General features: G+C 54.0%; 20 protein-coding genes and 2 pseudogenes. 4 read left to right on the top strand and 18 right to left on the bottom strand.

All coding sequences use genetic code 11. The annotated features are described in order from the left end of the window. Both CWM53_RS22020 and CWM53_RS22015 read right to left on the bottom strand, forming a co-directional pair. A complete protein-coding gene (locus tag CWM53_RS22020) occupies positions 1-696 on the bottom strand; it encodes a molecular chaperone (protein WP_100631529.1) in 696 nt (231 codons plus the stop codon). A gap of 58 nt (positions 697-754) precedes the next feature. Continuing rightward, positions 755-1,315 (bottom strand): fimbrial protein, encoded by a 561-nt coding sequence (locus tag CWM53_RS22015; RefSeq protein WP_074386674.1) that lies wholly within the window; start codon positions 1,313-1,315, stop codon positions 755-757. 470 nt (positions 1,316-1,785) lie between these two features. Between CWM53_RS22015 and CWM53_RS22010 the strand changes: the two genes are divergently transcribed. Beyond that, positions 1,786-2,448, top strand: a complete 663-nt coding sequence (locus CWM53_RS22010; RefSeq protein WP_074386675.1) for a LuxR C-terminal-related transcriptional regulator — start codon at positions 1,786-1,788, stop codon at positions 2,446-2,448. Next, entirely contained in the window at positions 2,426-2,731 is a 306-nt protein-coding gene (locus CWM53_RS22005; RefSeq protein WP_070611853.1) for a hypothetical protein, read from the top strand. Before CWM53_RS22010 ends, CWM53_RS22005 begins: the two co-directional genes overlap by 23 nt. 52 nt (positions 2,732-2,783) lie before the next feature. Here the strand turns inward: CWM53_RS22005 and CWM53_RS22000 are convergent, their stop codons facing one another. Next, the gene (locus CWM53_RS22000; RefSeq protein WP_074386677.1) at positions 2,784-4,088 is read right to left on the bottom strand and encodes a citrate synthase; all 1,305 of its coding nucleotides are present in this window, start codon (positions 4,086-4,088) and stop codon (positions 2,784-2,786) included. 45 nt (positions 4,089-4,133) lie between these two features. Continuing rightward, on the bottom strand, positions 4,134-4,274 hold the full coding sequence (locus CWM53_RS31305; RefSeq protein WP_162677911.1) for a hypothetical protein: 141 nt from the start codon (positions 4,272-4,274) through the stop codon (positions 4,134-4,136). 323 nt (positions 4,275-4,597) lie between these two features. Here CWM53_RS31305 and CWM53_RS21995 point away from each other — a divergent pair, with 323 nt between their 5' ends. Beyond that, positions 4,598-4,768 (top strand): ATP-NAD kinase, encoded by a 171-nt coding sequence (locus CWM53_RS21995; RefSeq protein WP_074386678.1) that lies wholly within the window; start codon positions 4,598-4,600, stop codon positions 4,766-4,768. A gap of 78 nt (positions 4,769-4,846) precedes the next feature. On the opposite strand, the gene uraH is transcribed toward CWM53_RS21995, so the two are convergent. The 4 genes from uraH to CWM53_RS32080 form a co-directional block, all read right to left on the bottom strand. Continuing rightward, positions 4,847-5,248: a hydroxyisourate hydrolase gene (gene uraH, locus CWM53_RS21990; protein ID WP_100631530.1), complete on the bottom strand. Its 402-nt coding sequence runs from the start codon at positions 5,246-5,248 to the stop codon at positions 4,847-4,849. Positions 5,249-5,575: 327 nt separating this feature from the next. Continuing rightward, the gene (locus CWM53_RS21985) at positions 5,576-5,950 is read right to left on the bottom strand and encodes a hypothetical protein (protein ID WP_133122462.1); all 375 of its coding nucleotides are present in this window, start codon (positions 5,948-5,950) and stop codon (positions 5,576-5,578) included. Positions 5,951-6,040: 90 nt separating this feature from the next. Further along, a complete protein-coding gene (locus CWM53_RS21980) occupies positions 6,041-6,505 on the bottom strand; it encodes a glycine zipper 2TM domain-containing protein (RefSeq protein ID WP_071787335.1) in 465 nt (154 codons plus the stop codon). 322 nt (positions 6,506-6,827) lie between these two features. After that, positions 6,828-6,989, bottom strand: a complete 162-nt coding sequence (locus CWM53_RS32080) for a hypothetical protein (RefSeq protein WP_158239530.1) — start codon at positions 6,987-6,989, stop codon at positions 6,828-6,830. Between CWM53_RS32080 and CWM53_RS32420 the strand changes: the two genes are divergently transcribed. Further along, positions 6,967-7,032 carry a type I toxin-antitoxin system SymE family toxin gene (locus CWM53_RS32420; protein WP_223170017.1) on the top strand — a complete coding sequence of 22 codons (66 nt, stop codon included), beginning with the start codon at positions 6,967-6,969 and terminating at the stop codon, positions 7,030-7,032. The genes CWM53_RS32080 and CWM53_RS32420 overlap by 23 nt on opposite strands. A gap of 361 nt (positions 7,033-7,393) precedes the next feature. On the opposite strand, the pseudogene CWM53_RS21965 reads toward CWM53_RS32420, so the two are convergent. From CWM53_RS21965 to CWM53_RS21920, 10 genes and pseudogenes are all read right to left on the bottom strand, one after another. Continuing rightward, a pseudogene (locus tag CWM53_RS21965) lies at positions 7,394-8,521 on the bottom strand (VENN motif pre-toxin domain-containing protein); the annotation flags it as partial. Between the two features lie 139 nt (positions 8,522-8,660). After that, positions 8,661-8,960 carry a hypothetical protein gene (locus CWM53_RS21960; protein WP_074386682.1) on the bottom strand — a complete coding sequence of 100 codons (300 nt, stop codon included), beginning with the start codon at positions 8,958-8,960 and terminating at the stop codon, positions 8,661-8,663. A 14-nt stretch (positions 8,961-8,974) separates the two neighbouring features. After that, positions 8,975-9,352 carry a polymorphic toxin type 50 domain-containing protein gene (locus tag CWM53_RS30600; RefSeq protein WP_074386683.1) on the bottom strand — a complete coding sequence of 126 codons (378 nt, stop codon included), beginning with the start codon at positions 9,350-9,352 and terminating at the stop codon, positions 8,975-8,977. Positions 9,353-9,767: 415 nt separating this feature from the next. After that, the gene (locus CWM53_RS30590) at positions 9,768-9,995 is read right to left on the bottom strand and encodes a hypothetical protein (protein ID WP_074386684.1); all 228 of its coding nucleotides are present in this window, start codon (positions 9,993-9,995) and stop codon (positions 9,768-9,770) included. After that, positions 9,992-10,249 (bottom strand): TNT domain-containing protein, encoded by a 258-nt coding sequence (locus tag CWM53_RS21945; RefSeq protein ID WP_074386685.1) that lies wholly within the window; start codon positions 10,247-10,249, stop codon positions 9,992-9,994. Before CWM53_RS21945 ends, CWM53_RS30590 begins: the two co-directional genes overlap by 4 nt. Further along, positions 10,242-10,661 (bottom strand): hypothetical protein, encoded by a 420-nt coding sequence (locus tag CWM53_RS32070; RefSeq protein ID WP_227521731.1) that lies wholly within the window; start codon positions 10,659-10,661, stop codon positions 10,242-10,244. Before CWM53_RS32070 ends, CWM53_RS21945 begins: the two co-directional genes overlap by 8 nt. Before the next feature lie 525 nt (positions 10,662-11,186). Then, positions 11,187-11,549, bottom strand: coding sequence for a hypothetical protein (locus CWM53_RS21935; protein ID WP_074386687.1), 363 nt, complete (start codon positions 11,547-11,549; stop codon positions 11,187-11,189). Between the two features lie 9 nt (positions 11,550-11,558). Further along, a pseudogene (locus CWM53_RS32245) lies at positions 11,559-13,502 on the bottom strand (VENN motif pre-toxin domain-containing protein); the annotation flags it as partial. Between the two features lie 48 nt (positions 13,503-13,550). Continuing rightward, positions 13,551-13,868: a hypothetical protein gene (locus CWM53_RS21925; RefSeq protein WP_032729497.1), complete on the bottom strand. Its 318-nt coding sequence runs from the start codon at positions 13,866-13,868 to the stop codon at positions 13,551-13,553. Further along, the gene (locus CWM53_RS21920) at positions 13,868-23,266 is read right to left on the bottom strand and encodes a hemagglutinin repeat-containing protein (protein ID WP_165785111.1); all 9,399 of its coding nucleotides are present in this window, start codon (positions 23,264-23,266) and stop codon (positions 13,868-13,870) included. Before CWM53_RS21920 ends, CWM53_RS21925 begins: the two co-directional genes overlap by 1 nt. Positions 23,267-23,271 lie beyond the last annotated feature (5 nt).

Genomic DNA, 23,271 nt, shown 5'->3' with positions numbered 1-23,271 from the left:
TTACTGAGGATAATTATGATTCACTACCGCGCCGTAATCATTGATGGTGGTGAAGCTGAATCTCGCTGGCAGCGTGCGCAGCGCGACCCCTTTAGGCGCGATCTCCAGCGAGGAAAAAGGGGCGACCATGCCAGCGGACTGTTTTTGTCCGTTAAGGGTGATGCTGTCGATGGTGATATAGCGCGCTGAGGCATTGCTCACCCGCAGCCCATTGCCCGTGGGAGCCAACGCCCAGCGCAGGGCATTCTCCGGCGCCATTTTTTCCGCCGCCACGCCTGCCGGACGGTAAAACAGCTTGATACGCGACCGTATCGCGAGCTGCAGATAATTGATTGCCGTGCCGTTTTTCGGCTCTGGCGGAATGTCCAGCAGATTGAACCAGAACAGCGATTCCCGATCCTGCGGCAGGCGACTGCCATTGAACACCAGGCGCCAGCTCTGACCTTTTCCCGGCTCGATACGCACAATCGGCGGCAGCACAATAAACGGCGCCGCATCTTTTTCCGGTTGATTTTGCACGCGGCCATCGTCGACCCAGACCTGCGTCAGAGAGGGGGTCTCCCCCATATTGGTGGCCCGGATGGCGATCTCTTTTTTATCGCCGGGAAAAATAATCCGTGTGCCGTCAATAACCATGCTGGCGTCCGCCGAGGGTAAAATGCTGGACAGCAGCCATGCCAGAACCATACGCCGCATATTCACCTCCTCCTTGCCGGGTGGATAAACGGCCCCTGAGCGGGGCCGTGGACAGGGTTTACGGATAGACCACCGTAAAGTTGACGTAGGTGGCGACTTTTCCAGCCGAAGCGGCGTCGGTCGCATAGTAGCGGGCATAGAAAGGCAGCGAGGCGGAACCATCCTGCTCAGCCACCGCCACTGGGATCACGTCCGGGCGAGCAATGGTGCCGTCTGCAGCGACCACCGGGGTCTCCGCGAGGTTAATCGGCGTAAACCGGGTGTTCAGCAGTTCCACATCGACGTTTTCTGCTTCCGTGCCGTCAGACAGGGTATTTTTTAGTCGGCCCTCCGTGGAAACGTATTGATCTTTCTCGAAGTACACCGAGACATCAGCCCCTGGGGTGCAGCTCGTCAGATCGATGGTGAAGGGAACCACGCCCGCCGTCTCACCCGCGCTGCTGAGCGCCGAACGCTGGACCGTCGGCAGGGTCACTGTCTTGTCTTTATTCACTACCGTACAAGTATTTTCGATGACTTCACCATTAAAGGTGACTTTGCCATCAGCAGCCTGCGCCGCTACCGGAGAAAGCATCATCATCACCACGAAAGATGCCATTCCATTGCTGTATTTTTTCATATTCACTCCTCATCACCACGCTTATGGAGAATCGTTCAGGAAATACCCTGGCGTACTTTATACGTACAATTTATTAATGCTCAGTCCATTGGATTAGCCTGTTATCTTTTAACCCCTTCCCTGCACTGACATCCTACTCACTTCATTGTTTATTATTCAAATTCGCTACCAGGACCATTTCTACTTTTTATAGAAAAGTCTTAGCGCCACTCTGAAAAAGAAATAAAACAAACGCAAAATAAAAACATAAACCATTGTAAATAAATGATAATTTTTATTTTTTGCTTTCCATAAAACATTCGTAAAATGCGATCTAAATATCTCACCCTCATTATTAACCACCTCCTCCCACGTTCTCCCCCCTCGATTGAAAGCGCAGGGAGTATGTTATTTCAGGTGGGTATTCTCTACAGTAAATTGTCGAATCAGGCAGGACAGCATGCACAGCGTATTTATGCCAGGAGGTCATTATGTTGATCTGCATTGCGGATTCAGAATATTTTAATATTGCGCTGAAGGCGTATATTAATGAACCAAACAGCAAGCCTCTGGATATTAAAGAAATGCTCTGTTACCCGTTTAGCGGACAGAGTGAGATGTTCTATACTTTTTTTGCGACCGATGCTGGAGCCCGGTTAAGCACTATCCTTATTGATTACAGCAGCGCTAACATCGAAGTACTGCAGGTCGCGCTCAGTTTAAAATCGTTTAATCCCCTGATCCGGATCTTTATTTTTGCCAAATCAGGCTACCCGTTGAGCGAGCTCGAAAGCAGCCTCGCCATTGTGCTCGGCGCAGAGTTCATCACCAGTTTTGCCGGACTCAGTACGGCCCTTGCCCGCGGTCCGCGCTGGACGTCGCCCCCCGCCGACAAGCTCTATATCGCCATACCTGACAGCTATAACCTGACCCGTAAGGAAACTTTTTTAATCAGCCTGCTGATGGGGGGAATGCCGTTGTGTCACGTGGCCAGCACCATGCAGCTCACGATCAAACGGGTCTACTACTACCGTTCACGCGTCCTTAGCAAGCTGGCGGTGAAAAATAACGTGGAACTGATGAACAAAGTTCAGGGGATGGTGTTGCGCCACTACCGACAGGAGACAGGCCATGAAATCGTATCTCTACGCTAAAAATCGCCTCATGTTGATTATCCTGAGCTGGCTAAGTGCAGACGAGGCGTTACCATCTCGTCACGATTTCCAGCAGACTGAAGCCATCCTCAGCACCCTGCATATACCGTATGTGCTGAAGCCTGACCTTGATCAACTGAGAGCTACGCTACAGCCATTACTCGCCACGCCCGGGCCGCAGGCCTGTGAGGTAGGCGCTTTTCTCAGCGCCCTGTTGGCGCTGTATACCCGGTTAACCGAATATACCGCCGTCGAGCACTATCTGCTCTCCCGGCATCTCTAAGTAGCAACCCGCCTGGGCAGGAAGACGCAGCGCGCCTCCTGCCCGTAAGGCATTACCTTGGGCCAGCAGGCTGCTCGTCGCGTCGGGAGACGTAATCCCGATAGCCCTCGCCAACGTAAATCTGCCGTGGGCGGTAGATGGTCAGCGGCGCCTGGTGCATCTCATTCCAGTGCGCTACCCAGCCGACCGTCCGACCGACCGCGGTGACCACCGCAAACATCGACGAAGGCAGATTCATCGCCTTGAGGATCACCGCGGTATAGAAATCCACGCTCGGCGACAGGCCATTTTCCACAAAGTAGGGGTCGGTCAGCGCCACGTCCTCAAGGGCCATCGCCACCTGCAGCAAACGGTCGGACATGCCTACCTCCGCCAGTACCCGATGGCTGGTTTCACGCAGGATCCCGGCGCGCGGATCGCGGTGACGGTAGCGCGAGTTGCCAAAACCCAGCCGGCGAAATGCCTGCGGATCGCGCTTCGCCTGGCGCAGAAACGCCGGAACCTGATCGACGCTTTCAATCTCCTCCAGCATTCGCATGCTCGATTCATTGGCGCCGCCGTGCATTGGCCCCCACAGCGACGCCAGCCCGGCGGCGATGCAGGCGAATAAATTCGCCCCGGAGGAGCCCGCCGCACGCACCGTGGTGGTCGAGGCGCACTGCCCGTGATCGGCATGGAGCACCAGGATCTGGTTCATCGCCTGCTCGATGACCGGATTCAGAACATATTTCTCCGCCGGGATAGCAAACAGCATCTGCAGGAAATTTCCGGCATAGGAGAGATCGTTGCGCGGATACGCGGCGGGTTGTTCAATGGTGTACTTGTAGCTCATGGCGGCGATGGTGGGCATTTTCGACAATAACCGGGTGGCGGCCAGTGCCCGGTGCTGCGGATTTTCCACATCCAGGACATCATGATAAAACGCCGCCAGCGCCCCCACCAGAGCGCACATCAGCGCCATCGGGTGCGAGTCACGCCGAAAGCCGCTGCACATGCGGGCTATCTGCTCGTGGACCAGAGTATGGCGGGTGATGGTCTCGCGAAAGGTTTGATAGCTTGCCTCATCTGGCGCGTCACCGTTCAGCATGATGTAGGCCACTTCGAGAAAATCGCACTGGCGAGCCAGCTGATCGACGGGATAGCCGCGGTGCAGCAGCACGCTGTTTTCCGTATCGATCCACGAGATCGCCGACTGGCATCCGGCGGTATTGGCGAAGCCGGGGTCATAGCTGCAGAATCCGGACTGATTTAGTCCGCGCATGTCGACTCCCACCGGCCCCCGCGTTCCCGGCACCTGCGGCAGGGCGATGGGCGGTTGTTGCCCGGCAAAAGAAAGCGTTAACGGTGTAGTGCTCATCCTGTTAGTCCCCCAGCAAGCTTATCAGCGACCTGAAGTCATTCTTCAGGCGGAAAGACCAACATAACCAATGTGATGCAGCTTATTCATTGATGTCATCACTATAACCCTGACAAAGAGAATATTTTGCTGGCCTTCACGGGGAAACAGGCCGTCTTTCCCCACCCCACCGCCGGATAGCGGCACAAATCGCCAAGGATAAAGGCGATCATCGCTGTCAAAATTTACGCTGAGTAAAGATAGGATGAAGAAGAGCTACCATGAATTTTGTGCTGTCGATGACCCTCATCTGCATTACCATCGCCTGGTTGATGATGAGCCAGCTGCCGGTGTAGACGTACCGCTAACCGCCACGCCAGTGGCCTGGATAACCCCCTCCTTCAGTTGACTTCCGCCGTGGTCTTCGCCTCTGAGGTTTCACAAGAGCCATACAAAGTACTGGTTGCATATCAGGCTGTTGCGGTTTCCCGCCGAGGGGTAGGCTAAAGGCCCACTGTTAAGGAGGTAATATGTCTGGACTGATCAATCCGCATGCAGCCCCGGAAGAAGCAGCCTATGCGCTGCTGATTGAGCTCGTTCGCGCCCAGCGCGTGCCGCAATATGAGGGCGATATTTCCGGTCTGCTGGCGATGTACGACGAAGCTGTTAAACACTTTAAAGAGAAAGAGACCGAGCGTTAGGCGTGGAGGTCGTGGTGCGAGGAAAGCGTGACGCCTGCGGGAGACGCGCAGGCGTTGGCTGGATAGCGGCTTGCGTCATCAGCTGCCGCGGTAGGTAGAGTATCCGTACTGACTGAGCAGCAGCGGGATATGCAGTTTTTGATTTTGCTTTGTGACATTGAAAATAACCGGGACCACCGGGAAGAACGTATTCATGTTTTGGCTTTTAAAATAGTCACCGGTTTTAAACGTCACTTTATAAACCCCCGGCTCCATATTCTCCGCCTGCGGATAGAGCGATTTAATCCGCCCATCGGCATCCGTTTTACCGGTGGCGATATGCTGCCAGCTATCCCCCTGCTGTTTATCCAGCTCAATCTGCACCCCCGGTGAAGGGAGCCCGGTTTGCTGATTAAGAATGTGAACGCTGAGCGTCCCCTTTGGCGCCGCCAGCGCGCTGAAGCTGAGCAGAGAAATTACGGAGGCGATAACTAATTTCATAATCGTGACCTTATTGGGCAAGTGAAAGTGCCCTAACTATAGTCAGCGCGGCGGGGAAAAAAATTAAACTTTTTGTTATCAAAATATAGACATATAGAGGATATGTCTGCTGAGAAGGCTATCCGCAAGCAAAAGATTTGCGACCAGAGCATGGCTCTATCGCACGCCTCACAGCCCATGGTCGTGTTTCTGACTACGTTGCCTACTTATTTTCATGCAATATGATTAGCCTGTTACGCTCAAGCTCACCACTATTCCTGAAACTGATAAGAATGGTGAGCGACTTGACGCCTGATATATTCCAGCTTTTAAAAGACATCATTGTTATTAGGGTATCGTTCTTCTGCAGTATCGGATTGCTTTATTCCAGCCATCGATCAAGATGCTATCTCTGTTATCAAAACGAACGCGTAAGTCTGTACCGTTTAAACTTTCCGTGACCATAATCGAAATGGCTGAGTTCATATCTTGTTTCGTTAAGAAAAGCTTACCCTCATCAGTTAACTGACTATCATCAAGAATAAAACCGTTAATTTTCGCACCGGTTTTAAGGCATCGAACGGTTGTCTGCGAGTTTGAAACAAAATTGACATTCATCGTTTGCGAGTTTCCAATACCCGTCATAAACACAGAGCAACCAGCGATAAGTGTTCCTGAAAAAAAGAGGCAAATTACCTTTAAAAAATAAGATGGTTTTTTCATAAAACACCCTAATTTTGAGATATTCCATTTTTACCATGCCAGCCTTAAAGCGTAGCTGGCATTAGGTATTTATGTTATTAACTTTTAAAATTAGCGTGGGGATACTGTCGTTTGCCCACCTACGGATGAAATGGCAACACGTTGCCCTACCGAGAATCGCGTTGGCCCCTGACGTTGTACGACCATGAACGTTCTTCCATCATCTAAGCGTATTTCAAGCTCGACCCCTTGAACAAGATTCATTCTTGCCTGAACCGCCTGACCTGCTAAACCTCCCGCAACAGCACCAGTCGCCGTCGCCAGTCTTTGGCCTGAACCGCCACCGACGGCACTTCCCGCTACACCACCAATGACGCCTCCGGCGACAGCGCCAAGCGCATTACTGTTATCCCCCGCCTGAATTTGCACCGCTCTGACTGACACCAACTGGCCATAAAAAACTTGTTGTACGCGTCCAGCCGTGGCTGAAGAATGGACATCACCTGAAAGATGACTGGTATTGGTACATCCAGCAATAACTAATGTAAAAGCAATTAAACACATTTTTTTAAGCATGTTAACCTCTCCATTTGCTGCATATTAACGTCATCATTTCATAAATAATCAGCTGGACAATAACGATAAAAGTTTACTGGTATAATATGTATTATAGGCTTTAATCATTACGTCATCCTGAAAAAATTTGAAGATGAAGGGCAAGGGCTCACCAGCCCCATTTGACGCCAGCAATAATCTACTGCGCTCTGATAATTGGGCATGTCATGCAACGTCTCCCCCACCGCTGCCGGGTCCCAGGTCACAGCCAACTATTTTAATGACCTCAATCCCGTCTTTTCATAACCGCGTATTTGTTTTGAGATTTCTGTCGCAAGCCAGATCAATGGGTGGTGATAATGATCATGTTATTCCGGCTATTGTAGCCGGGATCAATCACCACGCTGTCGCCTGTACTTCCCGTCGTGGAAGCACTCTGGCTCTGAGTGGGGTCCGCTTCACACAGGTCGTGCGGTAACTGGCTGGCAGAAGCGGGATTCAGCACTGACACACCGGTGATGGTCAGCGTGGAACAGGAACAGCTGTGATCGAGCCGGTCAGGTGCTGACGGCTAAAAAGAAGATCCAGGTGCGATTGCCGGGATGCTTACATCGCAAGCATGCCGCCTGCTCATCTTCACTACCGCCAAGTAAATTATTCTCAACAACAACTAAAAACCCTTTAATCTCAGTAGCCTGGCAGCCCACATAACTATCCCAACAAAGCTACCAACATAAACACTGATTTTGCATATGAGCAAAAGGTTATATGTAGTAAAAGATACTGGAATTTGTTTATAAAAAAGGAAGAAAAATTCTCCACATACATATAAAACAAATCCAGTTAGGAAGATAGACACCATACTAATCAAAACAAAGAAAATAAGAAGCAATACTGAGTTAAGTAACCTCATTTCTTATTTTCCTCTTGTTTCATTTTTTGCTCTGTATACTTACCTCCTAATTCTGAAGTGATGCTCCCTCCAATATCACCAATCGAGCTGGGGAAATTGCTTGGTGTCATTTCCTTCGAAATACCAAAATCACCTTTAATTTCAGTGTATTTCTGCAAGTCAGGGTTAAATTTCGGATCCCAACCGCCTTTCCACCAATTTGTGCCAGTATTAACTCCCCACGAAATCCCTTTGCCAACACCATAGCCCACAGCAGAACCTGCACCATTAATCAACGCGCCTGACACGGGATCTTTCCCATCTATCCAGTTACTGAATGCGCCTCCTGCGGCATTCCATCCCACAGTACTGGCCAGACCATTTCCCATACTGAATACGTTTACCCAGCCAGCAATTACCGCGCTGGAAGGGTCAACCGAGCCATCCGCGAGATAACTGATCCCGGCATTTGCGCCTGTGCCAAGCACCCACATCGCCTGTGCGGTTCCAGGAAGTAAAGCTACTCCACCAGACGCCAGCGCCATCCCCACTGCATCACGCTCATTTATCGCTTTCTGACATGCAGCCCCGCCAGGGTTATCGGAACAACTCGCCATGTCAATCCCATGCTGTCGTATCCACGCAGCCTGAGCGTCCTCATTTCCGCCAAGTAAATTATTCTCCACCGCGTTCTTCCCGCCCTGCGCGCCCGCCACCGCTGACGCCGTACTGTCCCCGGCCAGACCGCCTGCCATCCCTGCTGAAATGGTGGCCAGCGTACTGACCGTCTGCTTCTGTGCTTCCGTCAGCGTGGACAAGTCCGTCACGCCCGGATACAGCATGCCCGCTATAGCCTTTGCGGCCAGTTCACCTGCTGCCGCGCCGGCTGCGCCCGCCGCGGCACTGTTGCCCTGCAGCGCCGCCACCGCACCGCCCAGAATAGCGTGAGCCACCACTGCGGCACCGTCACTCAGCCCTGAACCGTGACCGATAAGATTCGCCAGCTCCGGCGCCGATGCCCCTGCCAGCGCCCCGGCGATATCACCACCCGCCAGTCCCTGCAGCGCTGCCGTGGCTGCCTGGATACCCCGCTGGATATCGCTGCCCGTGCCGTATTTCGCCTGTTCATCTTTGTACGTCTGCGTCTCTTTCAGCTGCTCCGCTGACATTGCCGGATGAACCTTGGTTAATCCAAGGAATTACCGTAGGGGCTTAGCAACGTCAACGGGTTGCCGAAAAAATGACGGTTAAAAAGAAGATCCGGAATTCGTCGGGATCTTCTTTTTACTCTTTTCTTATGTATATCAGTAAACCATTTTTATTTTTTATCGGTTGTGGGGGATCAAGACGCTTAACCGTCGTGTCAACAGTAAAATCTTCATCAAAATCAGCAATAATTTCAGTTTCTATTACTGACACTAGCTCTTTATCATCATCATCAATTTGTCCATCAAAATAAAATAGTAAGCTAATGTTCTTACCTGATAATTCAGCAACAATAGCTCTGATATTAGGAGTTACATTTCCAAATAAAGCTCTTTGTACTGAAAGTTTTAAATACACATTTGAATCATATAAAACCATTATATATTCCTTAGTTACTCTGATGGTCTTGCAGGAACAATATGTACACCATTTTTACCATAGTGAACTATGCCGTTTGTTGTCGGTGTGGACACTCCAGTCTGAGGGTCAATATAGTTTCCAATATTTTGACCATAGTTTATTCGTTCCTTAGAACCAGGGGTACCGACTGGGGTATTACCTACCTGCTGACCAGTTCCCAATTTGGGTAAAAATAAATCGGGTGAGACAGTAAGAATACTTTTATTCAAACCTGCTTCCGATGCTATTTTATACTCATTAGTTCCAGGTAAGTGTTTGTTCTGTTGTCCTTTATTAATCGTAAACTTACCAATCCCACCACCACCTTTCAGCGGATCGCCATCAGCCCCTTCAATACCTATCTTCAGCATCGGGTTGATATCGAAGATCTTATCTTTCTTACTCAGCGAGTTATTCTCAGCAACAACTTTATCCGTTGCGAACCCGGCCGCTGCAACAGCATTTACCCTGTACTATAAGTAGTTTGCAACCTGTTTTCCCCGGTGCATTTCGCTGAACCGGACACAACGCTCCGATACGCGTTTTTTGCTCCCCGTAAGCCACTTTTCTCCAAAACTGTTAAAGAGCCTGTCTTACAAGATTACCTACTATTCCCGCGGCCTCAGACTCCGCATGAACGATAACTGGCTGGCAGAAGCCGGATTTTGCACCGATGCGTTGGTTAGTGTGCCCGTTGAACACGGGCAACAGGTGATCCGTCCTGCGACTAAATGGCTGATAAAATTAAAATTCTGCCCAACTACGGACGAAATTTTTACTATACGCTTATGAAAGCCACTTTTTAAATTGCTCTAACACAAAATCGTAGGCTTTTTCTTCCAATAGAAACGAAGAAATAAGTGATGGCTGATCCCTTTCCACGTAATAAACATTCCATTGTGTATCTTCGTGAATAACACATAAACAATCGCTATTTCTCAACGTTCCCAATGAGTAACTATTAGGATGGACACCAAGAATATCCAATTGGTTTTCAAGTTCTTTTTTAGTCATTTGTCTACCTTTTTCATATAGTCGTTATCCAAATACCATTGAACAGGTTTTGGTAACTCATACTGCGTACCTTGCCCTTTCTGCCCAAACCAAGGTAATATTTTCCCCTGAGAGACATCATCTATAGGCTTCAAAATCTCATATTGAAAATATGGCTTTGTAGTTTCATATGAAGATGGAAGAGCTCTTTGTTCAAAAGGAACTCCTAATGGAGATACAAAACTACCTCCAGGATATCCATACCGATCAATCATTGTTCCTGTTGGCAACGTTACATTCTCTATTGCACCATAAGCCCCCACGATTAGGCGGCCAAATACCTAAGCTTTCCTGAACTGTCCCTTCAGCTTTGCTGTATTGCCCAAAATTGGATGATGCTCTGGCCGCCTGACTGGCTGCAACATTATCCTTAATCGTACTGGCTATTGCCTTCGCCGTTGTCACTTCAGCAACTGTCTTGCCGATACCTATCGCACCGCCTGCCCCCACACCGCCCGGCACTATCGCTTCCGAGGCCATTATCCCGGCATTATTCAGGCACAGGACGGCATTACTTGTGCAGGCCGCTATTACTGCTCTCGCTGCCGCCGCTATTTCCGGCGTGGCTGCTGCCAGTACTCCACCGCCAAGACCGGCCGGAAGTGCCACCATCAGCGCATTCTGCATCGCCAGCCCTTTTTGGCACGATGCTGAACTAGGCTCAGTGCTACAGGACGCAATATTCTTACCGTGCTCACGCACGAACTTAGTCTGGGTGTCTTCATTTCCACCCAGCAAGTTATTCTCCACAACAACTTTATCTGTCTTGAACCTTGACGATGAAGAGAGATTTTTTTATTTAATTCAATCTATTGCAATCAATATCGCCTAGCGAATTTTGATGGCCGGGTATCAACGCCCCGACGCGACTTTTCCTCCCGAACACGCTACCACCTCGCCGTGGCTTTTTACCCTGCAACCCACACATCATAATTGTCATCTCAACCCAGAATACCCGCGAGCTGTGGAGCTACACCGAAGGGTTAAGCGTCATGCGCATCAATAAGAAGAAGGTGACGCAGTGGCTGAAGACCTTCCCCGGCGCGCTGAACGACACCGGTGATGTGCCGGTGATCAAGCGCGGGGACGGGTATTTTGCCTGATGGTTGACAGCACGATCCCGGTCATTCAGGCCGGGATCCATCACAATATCTAGATTAGATCTTCACCATTTAAAAGCACAATAATATTTCCTTCTCCTAACTCTTGCCTGAACATATCTGCTATTTCAGAAGTGTTTAACTCAGGGAAGGATTTATCATTCACTGTAATCAAAAAATAAGATCTTGGCTCTTTTAGGCCAAACTCTTCAGCAATTAATAATTTAGTCTCTTGATTGTATTTTTCAACATAATCATCAATTAGTTCAAGCTGTTGGCGGCTTAAAATTTTGTGTGGATCAAACATAAGATACGGGCCATCAAAGAGATGGATGAACTTTTCCCTCACCACATCTAATCTTTCCTTCAGTTCATCAATATTTATTGATGTGTAACACGCTATATCAATTGACATTTATCCACCTTACTTAATTCGTATTGGCTTTCCTGACTGATCGATAACAATAACCTTATCTAACCCTTTGATTGGCCAATCACTAAATTGCTTTTGCAAATCACTAACGCTTGCTTTTGTATCTGCCAAGTTGATAACAACATTGTTTGTTTGACCACTGTTAACTTTTTCTAAAGCCCGGTCATAAATATTACGAACTGAGTTTGTTTTAGGGGCAATATTATCGAACACATCACCATTAATTTTATAGTCTGGATTTTTAACCCCCGGAGTCACAGGATTCTGCTCAACATGATAACCATTTTGAGACAAGATCGTCGCCCCCTCATTTTCTCGCTGCAATGAACGTATATTTTCTGCTGAGGCATTCGGCGGTAATTTAGTTGGTTGGCCACTTAAAGAGCCCTTTGTACTGTTTCCAACATTCTTGGCGGTATTAGCCGCCACTGCTTCAGCTTTCGCCGCCGTCGCCTCTGTAACGGTTTTACCAATACCAATCGCGCCACCGGCCCCTACGCCGCCCGGCACAATAGCTTCTGATACCTGGATCCCCGCACTGTTCAGGCACAACACTACATTACCCGCACAAGCCTGGATAGCAGCCTTGGCCGCTACCGCTATTTCCGGCGTGGCCGCTGCCAGCACACCACCACCCAGACCAGCCGGCAGCGCTACCATCAGCGCATCCTGCATTGCCAGTCCTTTCTGGCACGACGCTGAACCGGGGTTATCTGCACAGGACGCGATATTCTTCCCATGCTCCCGCACAAACTTCTCTTGCGTGGTTTCTGTTCCACCCAAAAGATTATTCTCCACCGCATTCTTCCCGCCCTGCGCGCCCGCCATTCCCGCTGAAATAGTGGCCAGCGTACTGACCGTCTGCTTCTGTGCTTCCGTCAGCGTGGACAAGTCCGTCACGCCCGGATACAGCATACCGGCTATTGTCTTCGCGGCCAGTTCACCTGCTGCCGCGCCCGCTGCGCCCGCCGCGGCACTGTTGCCCTGCAGCGCCGCCACCGCACCGCCCAGGATAGCGTGCGCCACCACCGCGGCACCGTCACTCAGCCCTGAACCGTGACCAATAAGATTCGCCAGCTCCGGCGCCGATGCCCCCGCCAGCGCCCCGGCGATATCACCGCCCGCCAGTCCCTGCAGCGCTGCCGTGGCTGCCTGGATACCCCGCTGCAGGTCACTGCCGGTACCGTATGCAGCCATCGCGGTACGACCCGCCTGGTCCGCAATCTGTTCTGCCGTCGGACTGCTGTTACCCTCTGCCTTCAGCTTCGCTTCCGCCGCCGTCAGGGCTGCAGGGTCTTTTATCGCCTTCTGTTTTGCTATCTCGCCCTGCGTGCGCGCAATATCCGCCGCCTGGCTGCCAATCTCCCCTGTCAGCTGCACTTCCTGCAGGCGCCGCTGCTCCTTCTCCTTGTCAAATATCGGCCCGATACTGCCGCTGGCGTGTTCCGTGTCGCGACTCAGGTCAGCCACGTCCTGCTTCTGATTCTCCCTGTCGCGAATGATAAGGCTGCCATCAGCCACTGCGGCCTGCGTCGTACCTTCCGCATGGCCTTTGCTGCCGCCACCCGCCAGCAGGGCGCTGGTCATGTTCCCGGCGAACTGAGAGCCGATGCTGCCCCCGGTGCTGATACCGCCGCCCTGATGCTGCGTCTTATAATCCGCCTGGTTGTGGATATCGCTGAAACCCAGCGTGCCGGTATCGAGGCCATTTTTATCTGCGCTTCCTGTGGAAGCAATGACCCCGCCATTCAGCTGCGTGTGGCTGCCCACCGTCACATCAAAACCGCCCTGACCGGCAAATATCCCGCTCTGCTCCTGCACCGAAGACCAGTCGCTGGTCATTTTGTCGCGACTGGTATTCAGGCTTCCCGACCACGACCCGGCGCCGAAGGTGTAACCCAGGCCACCGCTGAGACTGCTCTGCGTGCTGTCGTAATTGACGGGTAAAAAAGATCCCGGCGCTGAAGTCGGGATCTTTTGCAGTTAATAAAAATCGGGATCAACCAGACCTTCAGCTTTCACGATTTCAAGGAAGCGTTTATAGGCCGTTTCATCATTTTCGAGTAAATCATCAAGTAACCTTTCCTTAATTAGTGCCCAGTGGTAAATGCCAGAGTAGTTATTATTAAAGTATGTAAGTTCTCCAGAGATATCAGGATCTACTATATCTACTTTTTGTGAGTTATATGCAATTAACCCACAATGTCCTTTTGGCATTCCCAAAAAAAGAGTGTCCTTACCACTCCAGTAAATAGCATAAATATCAATAACATTAGATGAGTTATAAGGTCTTATTTTCATTACTTATCCCTCAGTGATGGACCTGGTTGTAATGGATTCGGTTGAGGACTTGTAATCTTCATATCGTATGCTTTACCCGTCACTGAATTATACTGATAGTGAATTGTTATATTTGAACCATCTGGTAATTCATGGTTAACCTGCATTTTCTGGAAGCCAGCCGATGTAGGGAATCGAGGATCTTTATTCATACCGTCAAGTATTTGCCCTTGTGAAGGATTGGATTCAACCTGCTTCCATACCATCTGTTCATTCAAATCCCTCGGCGCTGTAAATTGTTTACCCGGCTTAGCCGTCGAGATCTTCTCCGCTGCTCTAATCAGTATTGTGTTATCAATAATACCGGCTGCTTTACCCGCTAACGATAACGCTTTTTCTGCCGGGATTGACGTCAGCAGAGCCAGCGCATAATCCTTCGCCTCTTCCGCTGTCAGCAACGCCATTACTGTATCCGAGCCCGGGCTATTACTCAGAATGGCTTTGATAATATCCGCGCTTTCCGGCAAGTCGCCGCGAACGATATCCTTTAACCCGGCCTGTACCTGCTCCGGCGAAAGATTGTTGTCCTGCGCATACTTCACCCAGGATGTAGCTGCCTGTCCGGTTTCCGTCATCCCTTTTGGCAGACTAAGCGCATTATTCTCAACCGCGTTCTTACCGCCCTGCGCGCCCGCCACGGCTGACGCCGTACTGTCCCCGGCCAGACCGCCTGCCATTCCCGCTGAAATAGTGGCCAGCGTACTGACCGTCTGCTTCTGTGCTTCCGTCAGTGTGGACAAATCCGTCACATCCGGGTACAGCATGCCCGCTATTGCCTTCGCGGCCAGTTCACCTGCTGCCGCGCCCGCTGCGCCCGCCGCCGCACTGTTGCCCTGCAGCGCCGCCACCGCACCGCCCAGGATAGCGTGTGCCACCACCGCGGCACCGTCACTCAGCCCTGAACCGTGACCGATAAGATTCGCCAGCTCCGGCGCCGATGCCCCTGCCAGCGCCCCGGCGATATCACCGCCCGCCAGTCCCTGAAGCGCTGCAGTCGCTGCCTGGATACCCCGCTGCAGGTCACTGCCGGTTCCGTATGCAGCCATCGCGGTACGACCCGCCTGGTCCGCAATCTGTTCTGCCGTCGGACTGCTGTTACCCTCTGCCTTCAGCTTCGCTTCCGCCGCCGTCAGGGCTGCAGGGTCTTTTATCGCCTTCTGTTTTGCTATCTCGCCCTGCGTGCGCGCAATATCTGCCGCCTGGCTGCCAATCTCCCCTGTCAGCTGCACTTCCTGCAGACGCCGCTGCTCCTTCTCCATGTCAAATATCGGCCCGATACTGCCGCTGGCGTGTTCCGCATCGCGACTCAGGTCAGCCACATCCTGCTTCTGATTCTCCCTGTCACGGATGGTGATAGTCCCCTCGGATACCGCCGACTGCGTCGTACCTTCCGCATGACCGCTGTTGCCGCCACCCGCCAGCAGGGCGCTGGTCATGTTCCCGGCGAACTGAGAGCCAATGCTGCCCCCGGTGCTGATACCGCCGCCCTGATGCTGCGTCTTATAATCCGCCTGGTTGTGGATATCGCTGAAACCCAGCGTGCCGGTATCGAGGCTGTTTTTATCTGCGCTTCCGGTGGAAGCAATCACCCCGCCATTCAGCTGCGTGTGGCTGCCAACAGTGACATCAACGCCGCCCTGACCGGCAAATATCCCGCTCGGCTCCTGCACCGAGGACCAGTCGCTGGTCATTTTGTCGCGACTGGTATTCAGGCTTCCCGACCACGACCCGGCGCCGAAGGTGTAACCCAGGCCACCGCTGAGACTGCTCTGCGTGCTGTCGTAATGGTCGCTGTCCCGCAGGCTGGTTATCGTCAGGTCGCGGCCGACATCAGCCGTCACCTGGTGACCGCTGACCTGCGCGCCGGCCAGCGTGGTATCCCGTCCGCTGCTGATGATAACCTGATGGCCGGCATCCACCGTGGTTTCATTCTGCCAGGTGCCGTTGCCGCTCTCATGCCCTTTGCTGCTGCTGACGTTTGCCGAGATGCTGATACCGGCGCCACCCGCGCCAGCGCCAATACCCACACCGAGACTGCCGCCGCTGCTTTTGTTGCTGCCGGTAGTCTGCTGTGTGTCCTGTGACGCTGTCAGGTTCACATCCCTGAACGCCTCCAGCGTGACATCCTTACCGGCTTTCATCTGGCCGCCCGCGACCGTGATGTCGCCGCCCGTTGCCGTAACAGCGAGGTTATTTCCGGCATTCAGGGTGCTGCCGCTGGTCATCACCTGCTCCGAATGTGACCGGGAGGAAGAGGACTGCGAACCCAGCGACGCGCTGATACCAATCGTATTGTTATTGTCCTTATCGCTGCCGCCTCTGGCCCCATCCAGCGCGACGGCCTGGGCGGCCTGGATACCGGAAAGCGCCGCTTTTGTTCCCTGGAGCGCACTCAGGCGGCCATCACTGACCTCTTTCGCCTTCTGCGCGGCGGAGACCGTATTGTTCACCGCACCGCCTGCGCTGCCTGACAGGGCCACCGTCAGCCCGCTGGATTTCTGCTCAAACTTCTCGTCGACCGTCCGGGTATCGTGCCCGGGGTCAATCACCACGCTGTCTCCGGTGATGCGGATATCCCGGCCCGCAACCACATCTGAACCACCGATATGCGCCTGCTTACCGGCAGAAATCACCACGCTACCGCCCGTACTTCCCGTCGTGGAAGCACTCTGGCTCTGGGTGGTGCCCGCTTCACGCAGCTCGTGCGTGGTTTGACTGCTGCCGATAGAGAACCCGATCCCCCCGGTTCCCGTCAGGCCGGATTTTTTCTCTTCTTTAAATCGCCAGGCGGTATCGGTATTGGTCGCCGCCGTGATATCGATATTATTACCTGCGTGGAGCTGGACATCACCCTCACCCACCACCGCCGAGCCCTGCAGCAGAAGATTATTCTCTGCCAGCACCTGAACCTGATCTCCGCTTAACAGCGTACCGGCTTCACGGGTGGCGCTCTCCTCTTCGATGGTATGCGTGGTTTTCTTACTCAGGAACCCCTTTTTGGTCTTCGTCTCTTCCTTGTAGTGGTAATCGCTTTCCGTCGCCGTGGTCAGGTTCACATCGCGGCCCGCCGCCAGGCCGATATTCCCGCTGGCAGTCACCTGCGCCGCTTCGGCGTTGACGTCGCGTCCAGCAATAATCGTAGTGCTGCCGCCGCTGGCAATGTCGGTGCCCTGCTGGCGCACGGATTCATCGATAACGGTTTTCTTACCGCTATGACTGCTACTGCCTGTGGTGGTGGCTTCCGCCCGCAGATTCACATCGCGTCCGGCCTGAATACCGACGTTCCCTTCCGCTGCGATGCCCGCAGCCTGGCTGGTCAGATCCCGCCCGGCCATAAGCGTTACCTTGTCGCCTGCGGTCACCGTGCTGCGGTCTGCGCCGCTCTGATGGCTTTCGCTGCCGCCCGTGCGGCTGCTCTGTTCGTTACCCGCCGCGTTCAGGTTCAGGTCATTGGCCGCCACCAACTGCGCGGTGTGACCCGCATTGATGGCGCTGGCCGTCACGTTCAGATCGTTGCCCGCCCGCATTATCGCGTTACCGCCCGCCGTAATGCTGCTGCTCTGATACGTTGTGGATGAGGAACGACTGTGTTTCTGGCCCCAGAAGCCAGACTGGCTGCGACTCTCGGTGAACTGGTTGGCGGCAATATTGATGTTACTCCCGGCTTCCATCACCAGATCGCCGCCGGCGCTCACCGTCGCTCCGGTTATGTTGATCGTGTTCGCCGCGGCCATATACAGGCCGTCGCTGGCAGTAATGGCAGCCGTTTGCTCGCTATCGGTACCGCTGAACTGGATATTGCCCCAGCGGCTGTCATCGCCAACACGCCACTGCTCAGTGCGGGTGACGTTATTGATGCTACCGCCGGTGCTTACCAGCTGCAGCGTTTTCGCCGATATCGTCGAACCAATGTTATTGATATCGCCCGACGCGCTCAGGTCAAGACGGCCATCCGCGCGGATAAGTCCGGCGTTAAGGTTGCTGAAGCTATTACTGCTGTCAATGGCAAGGCCGTCTCGCGCCAGCAACGTACTACCGCTGTTGCTGATATTGCCCCCTGCCAGTTGCACGGTATTGCCGCTGATTACGCTACCGTTCCGGACGCTAACGTCCTTCGGCGACAGGTAAACTTTCGGCACCATCACGGTCCGACCATTAAGCGTTGTGGGCTCCCACCACAGAATGCTGCGATTGAGCGCCGCCACCTGTGCGGCGGTGAGCGCCACGCCAAACGTCAGGCCAAGCGAGGTCTGCACGTCGGCCGCGTTGTCCATCAGATAACGCATCTGATCGAGATCAGAGCCGAGGCCATCAAGATAGCGTGACCCGGTCTGGTTCAGCACCACGTTGCTGACATACCGAGTATCAAACGCCGCATCGCCCAGAAAACGATAATCGCTGTCAGGATTAAGCCCCAGGCGATCCAGCATATATGACGAGCCAAGGAACGCATCGCTTTCGGTGTACTGGCTGCCCGTCTCGCGTGGCGCGCTGCCTGGATTCATGCCAGCCAGCTTATACAGATCGCCAAACAGCGACGGATCAAGCTGGCCCAGGCCATTGAGCTTCGGATTGACCGTGATCAAATACGGGCTGTCCGGATCGTCGGACGTGACAAAATAGCCGTTGATGCCGGACGGCAGTGGATAGTTATCGCCCAGCGGTTCCTGAACGAGCGCCGTACCGTTGCCGATGGTCTGGCTGCCGCTACCGGTTGTGTCGTTCCAGTCCGGGCGAGTCATCGCGGCGGTATCAGCCCCGGCGAGGGACTGCAGGCTCTCACTGTCGTCAGTGAGTTGCGCTGGAGGTGTGTTCAGGTCAGGCGCGACAAGCGTGTTGCTTATTTTATCCGCATTAGCGACGCTGTTGGTGTTGCTGATGTCGCTGGCGAAACTGGCGCTGACGTTGCCGCCAGCCTGGATCACCGAACGGTAAATCTCTCCCTGTTCGGCCGTGGATTCATGCCCGGCCAGGGTAAAACCAATGGTAGAGCGTTCGGGCTGCGCATCCTCATAGTTATTGTCATCCGTGGGATAAGGCGCCCCCGGCGCAACGGCGTAGCCGGCGCCCTTGCCAAAGCCAATGTTGTAGCCATAGCGGTGCGGGTCGTACTGATAGATATACCAGTCAGTGACGGTACCGGCCTGCCAGCTCTGATTGTTGAGCGTATTTCCCGTTAACGCGATATCGCCATTTGCCAGAATATGGCTGGCAACGTTCTCCAGCGTGCTGGCGCTAATATGTAGATTTTTCTCCGCGGCAAGGCGTGCTGCCCCGCCCCGGCTGGTGACCTCCGTCCGCGTCTGGCTGCCGATAAACTTCTGCTGTGCTGATTCGGCGTACATTGCATAATAGAGCTGGTTCCAGTTGTGATAGCTGCAGGCGCCATGACCGTTACATGCCCCTGACTCGCTTGACGCCAAATAGCTGCTCAGGCCGTACGTCCCGTCAGCCAGCTGGCTGATATCGACATCGATTCTCGCCTCTCCGAGACCCGGAATGGCCTGCTCGCCGCTAGTCTGCGAGATCTTCACCTCCAGCCCATCACGCTGATTGAGCAAGTACTCGGTGCTGATGGTCATGTCACCCTGCGTGGTTTCAATCGTTCCCGAGGTGTTAATCACTTCAGTATTGGCATCACCGCTGGCGTTTTTTTGCATCACCAGGTCATTACCCGCCAGTATGTCGCCGCGCAGGTTATGAATGCGGTTGGCAAACAGCGAGAGATTATGGCCCGCATACAGCAAGGCGGTGTTGAGGATCGTTCCGGTGGCCGTTAACACCAGGTTTCCCGCCGTACCGGTAAAGCCATCAAGCGTGATATGGCCAAGGCTGGTCAGGCTCACGTCCCCACCCGCCTGCAGAGAACCTTCCCCATTCATCGCAATCTGTTGCCCGGACAATGCCGTCTTGCCGTTGCCAGCTACCAGTTGACCGTTATTGATGAGCTGCCCGGCGGCGGTCAGCGTTACGCCATTGCCCTGTAAGGCGCCAGCGTTGGTGATATCGCTCTGGCTGCTGATGGCAAGCTGTTTGTTTGCGGCCACAGTTCCCTGAGCGGTCCAGCTGTTGACCAGCGTCAGCGTCAGATTACCCAGGGCGACTATCTGACCCGCGCCGCTGAGGGAGGCGACGTTCGCCAGAAGATCGCCGCCGCTGAAGAGTTTGCCCGCGTCGTTGTTTACGCTGTCGCTGTAAAGCAACAGGTTCTGCTTGCCGAACAAGGTGCCGCTGTTGGCCAGTGTCCGGGTGTCGACACTTAACTGTGCGGCCTGAACGGTGCCGCTGTTTAACAGCGTGCTCCCCGTCAGCGTGGCCTGATTTGCCGCCAGCATCGTGCCTGCGTTGGCGATCTTCGCCGCGTCCAGAAGGAGATGGGTTGCCTGCAGCCAGCCGCTGCCGCTGTAGTCTGGAGTGGAAAGCGTCAGGTCTCCGCCAGAGACAATGTTGCCGGCGTTGCGGGCATATAAGGTACTGTTGAGGCTGGTTGCGCCATGGCTTTGGATCGTGCCGTCATTGCTGAGCGCAGACGCCGTCAGCGTCAGCTCCCCCTGACTGAGGATGACCCCGTTGGCCTGGTTGTTGAGCGCTTTTAGCAAGTTCAGCGTCAGATTGCTGTCACCCTGCAGGCGTCCGCTGTTGCTGAGCGAGGCCACGCTAATTTGCGTATTCGCCCCCTGCAACTGACCGCTGTTGTTCAGGTCTTGCGCATGGAGGACAAGCGATCCCCCGGTCAGCAATTTGCCCTGCTGCTGCAGATCGCCATTCAGCAATACGTCAAGATGGCTTACCCCGCTAATCTCTCCGCTGTTACTCAGCGAGTCGCCTTTCATCGTCAGCGTGCTGGCGCTCACCAGCCCCTCATTGCTGAGCGCGTGGCCGCTGATATGGACATCCCTCAGGGCAGTCATTTTACTGCCGTTAATCGCCTGCAGATCGCCGCTGAGCGTTAACGCCAGATCGACCGCGCTCTGGATCGCGCCGCTATTGATGAGGTTCACACCCTCAATAACGATGGTTTTCCCGTGCACCCGTCCATAGTTAGCGATATCGCCAGTGGAGAGTGTCAGGTCGCCCTGGCTTAGCAGATCGCCGCGGTTATCCACGGTTCCGTTGCTGCTAAGCGTGAGCGCGTCAAGCCCGATAACGGTCCCTTGATTGCCGATCCTGTCTTGCGCCAGTGCGATCCGGTTTGCCTGCAGCGAACCATTGTTGTTGAACAGAGCACCCGTTAACGACATATCGCCGGCGGCAAGGAGCTTGCCGCTGTTTGTCAGGGAGGGGGTTCGAAGGATGAAATCTCGCTGGCTCATGATGTCGCCATCATTGAGCAATGCGCCGCTGACAGTGGCATCCAGATTGCCTGTCGCCAGGAGAGAACCGCTTTGCCGCCAGTCCTGCGCATTAATGCGCAGTTGCTGCCCTTGTATGACGCCTGCGGCGTTTAGCGTCGTCGCGGTGAGCGACATATCCCCTGCGGTCAGCCAACGTCCTGTGGCCCCCTGAGTCAGCGAATCGCCGGTGAGCGTGAGTGCCTGATTACCCTGAAGCAGACCGTCATTGGATAAGGTGGCGGTCTTAACCGTTAACGTATCGGCGATGATGGCACCCGGATTGATCAGGGTCGTGCTGGCCAGGGTGAGCGCGTGGTCGCTGGTAATAAGCCCGCGATTGCGGATATCCGGGATATCGAGCGTCAGATTTGCCGCGCTATAGAGCGTGCCGTCCTGCTGGTTATTCAACGTTTGGCTGGTAACAGAAAGTTGAGCCTCTCCCTGTAGCAAGCCATTGTTGGTGAGAGACTGCGATTGCGTGGTCAGCCTGGAGGCGATGGCCACACCGCTATTGCTGAGTTGCGGGGCTTGCAATGACAGGGTATCAGCACTGCTTTTACCACTGTGGGTCAGTTTTTCGCTGGCGCGCACGGTGAGAGCGGATTTCGCCGCCTGAGTCCCTTTTAAATCAACCTGTTTCGCCGCAATATGCAGGTGTTTTCCCTGGATTTGCGATGCCGCGCTGGTGGCGATTGTCTCCCCCGACACCGCGATAGCGCCGGTAGCGTTTATCGCGCCATTCAACGTCTGGCGGGCGGCATCAAGGGAGATAGCATTGCCAGCGATCAGGGCGCCATGATGGGCCAGCGTCTTCGCGGTCACCGAAAGATCTTCAGTGGCCGTCATTCTTCCCTCATTCGTCACGCTATCGCCGGCCCGCAGCACGATCTGGCGACCCGCATCGATTTGGCTCTCGCTATCCTGGCGGATGGCGCTGGCCGTCAATGAGACATCCTGTCTGGCGGTCAGTTTTTCACTGCTTTGTGTGATTGAACCGCCCGCGGTCAGCCGCAGATCGGTATCGCTGGTCAGGGACCCTTTGCTCAATACCAGATCGCTCTGACTATGCAATGTGATTGCTCCCCCGGCCTTGTGATCGCCGGTGAGCGTAATATGCTGGCCGCGAGCGGCGATCGCGCCGCTGGCCAGTGAGTGACGCAAAGCAAGCCTGCCATTCGCCTCAAGGGTGATATCGCCCTGACGCGCATTCAGGTCGCCGAGGTTCACCCCCACGCCGTTTTCGCTCGACACCAGACGAATACGATTGGCGTACATACCGCCCAGCGCCCCGGTATCCACCGCCAGCGTCGGGGTCTGACCTTCTCCGCTCATTGGGGTGACAGTGCCATGGCTATCTACCCGGTTAGCCCCGGCAATCACCGATAAATCACGGGCATGAACCGCCGCATTCACTTCCGTCGCTCGGGAGATAATCGACAACGCATCGCTGCCGCTGGCGTCAATGCCTTTGCCTTCAATGGAGATGGTTCCCTTCGCGACCTCCAGCGTCTGCAAATTCCCCGCCGCATCAAACACGGGTTTGCCAGTGGTCAAGGTTGCCTGGGGAGTGTTAATAAAGCCGTAGCCGTTACAGGTGATGCCATAGGGGTTGGCGACCATCACGTTCGCCGCCTTGCCTGCGACTTCGGTGTACCCGTTCAACTGCGAGCGGTGACCACCAGTCACTTCGTTAATGATGCCCTTCGCTTCCCTCCCGGCCTGCAGATTCGGGTTGTTCTGGATCAGGCCACCGAGCTGGGTCTGATTCAGCTTTCCGGTCGCATTGTTGAGGATTAAACCCTCCTGGCCAACGTGGTAATCCTTAAACTGGTTATGCGAGATCCCGCTGCCGTTCGGGGTGGCAATATTAACGACCGGCACGCCATTTGCGGCACTATCCACACCGGTGGCGCCCTCGGGATTGATCGCTGCGCCAATGGCGGGCAGGAGCGGCTGCCCGACCAGCAGGAGGCTAATCACGTAACTTAGCAGACGCGATGACAGGCGAATGGGAGGCTGATGCATGACGA

It is taken from the genome of Klebsiella sp. A-Nf5, assembly GCF_002810545.1.
Classification (GTDB): Bacteria; Pseudomonadota; Gammaproteobacteria; order Enterobacterales; family Enterobacteriaceae; genus Klebsiella; species Klebsiella variicola.
This window is presented reverse-complemented; position numbering and strand designations above follow the sequence as displayed.

Coding starts and splice junctions, on each gene's coding strand:
- CWM53_RS22020 (WP_100631529.1), bottom strand. CDS start 696: ATGCGGCGTATGGTTCTGGCATGGCTGCTGTCCAGCATTTTACCCTCG.
- CWM53_RS22015 (WP_074386674.1), bottom strand. CDS start 1,315: ATGAAAAAATACAGCAATGGAATGGCATCTTTCGTGGTGATGATGATG.
- CWM53_RS22010 (WP_074386675.1), top strand. CDS start 1,786: ATGTTGATCTGCATTGCGGATTCAGAATATTTTAATATTGCGCTGAAG.
- CWM53_RS22005 (WP_070611853.1), top strand. CDS start 2,426: ATGAAATCGTATCTCTACGCTAAAAATCGCCTCATGTTGATTATCCTG.
- CWM53_RS22000 (WP_074386677.1), bottom strand. CDS start 4,088: ATGAGCACTACACCGTTAACGCTTTCTTTTGCCGGGCAACAACCGCCC.
- CWM53_RS21995 (WP_074386678.1), top strand. CDS start 4,598: ATGTCTGGACTGATCAATCCGCATGCAGCCCCGGAAGAAGCAGCCTAT.
- uraH (WP_100631530.1), bottom strand. CDS start 5,248: ATGAAATTAGTTATCGCCTCCGTAATTTCTCTGCTCAGCTTCAGCGCG.
- CWM53_RS21985 (WP_133122462.1), bottom strand. CDS start 5,950: ATGAAAAAACCATCTTATTTTTTAAAGGTAATTTGCCTCTTTTTTTCA.
- CWM53_RS21980 (WP_071787335.1), bottom strand. CDS start 6,505: ATGCTTAAAAAAATGTGTTTAATTGCTTTTACATTAGTTATTGCTGGA.
- CWM53_RS21960 (WP_074386682.1), bottom strand. CDS start 8,960: ATGGTTTTATATGATTCAAATGTGTATTTAAAACTTTCAGTACAAAGA.
- CWM53_RS30600 (WP_074386683.1), bottom strand. CDS start 9,352: ATGCTGAAGATAGGTATTGAAGGGGCTGATGGCGATCCGCTGAAAGGT.
- CWM53_RS30590 (WP_074386684.1), bottom strand. CDS start 9,995: ATGACTAAAAAAGAACTTGAAAACCAATTGGATATTCTTGGTGTCCAT.
- CWM53_RS21945 (WP_074386685.1), bottom strand. CDS start 10,249: ATGATTGATCGGTATGGATATCCTGGAGGTAGTTTTGTATCTCCATTA.
- CWM53_RS32070 (WP_227521731.1), bottom strand. CDS start 10,661: ATGCAGAATGCGCTGATGGTGGCACTTCCGGCCGGTCTTGGCGGTGGA.
- CWM53_RS21935 (WP_074386687.1), bottom strand. CDS start 11,549: ATGTCAATTGATATAGCGTGTTACACATCAATAAATATTGATGAACTG.
- CWM53_RS21925 (WP_032729497.1), bottom strand. CDS start 13,868: ATGAAAATAAGACCTTATAACTCATCTAATGTTATTGATATTTATGCT.
- CWM53_RS21920 (WP_165785111.1), bottom strand. CDS start 23,266: ATGCATCAGCCTCCCATTCGCCTGTCATCGCGTCTGCTAAGTTACGTG.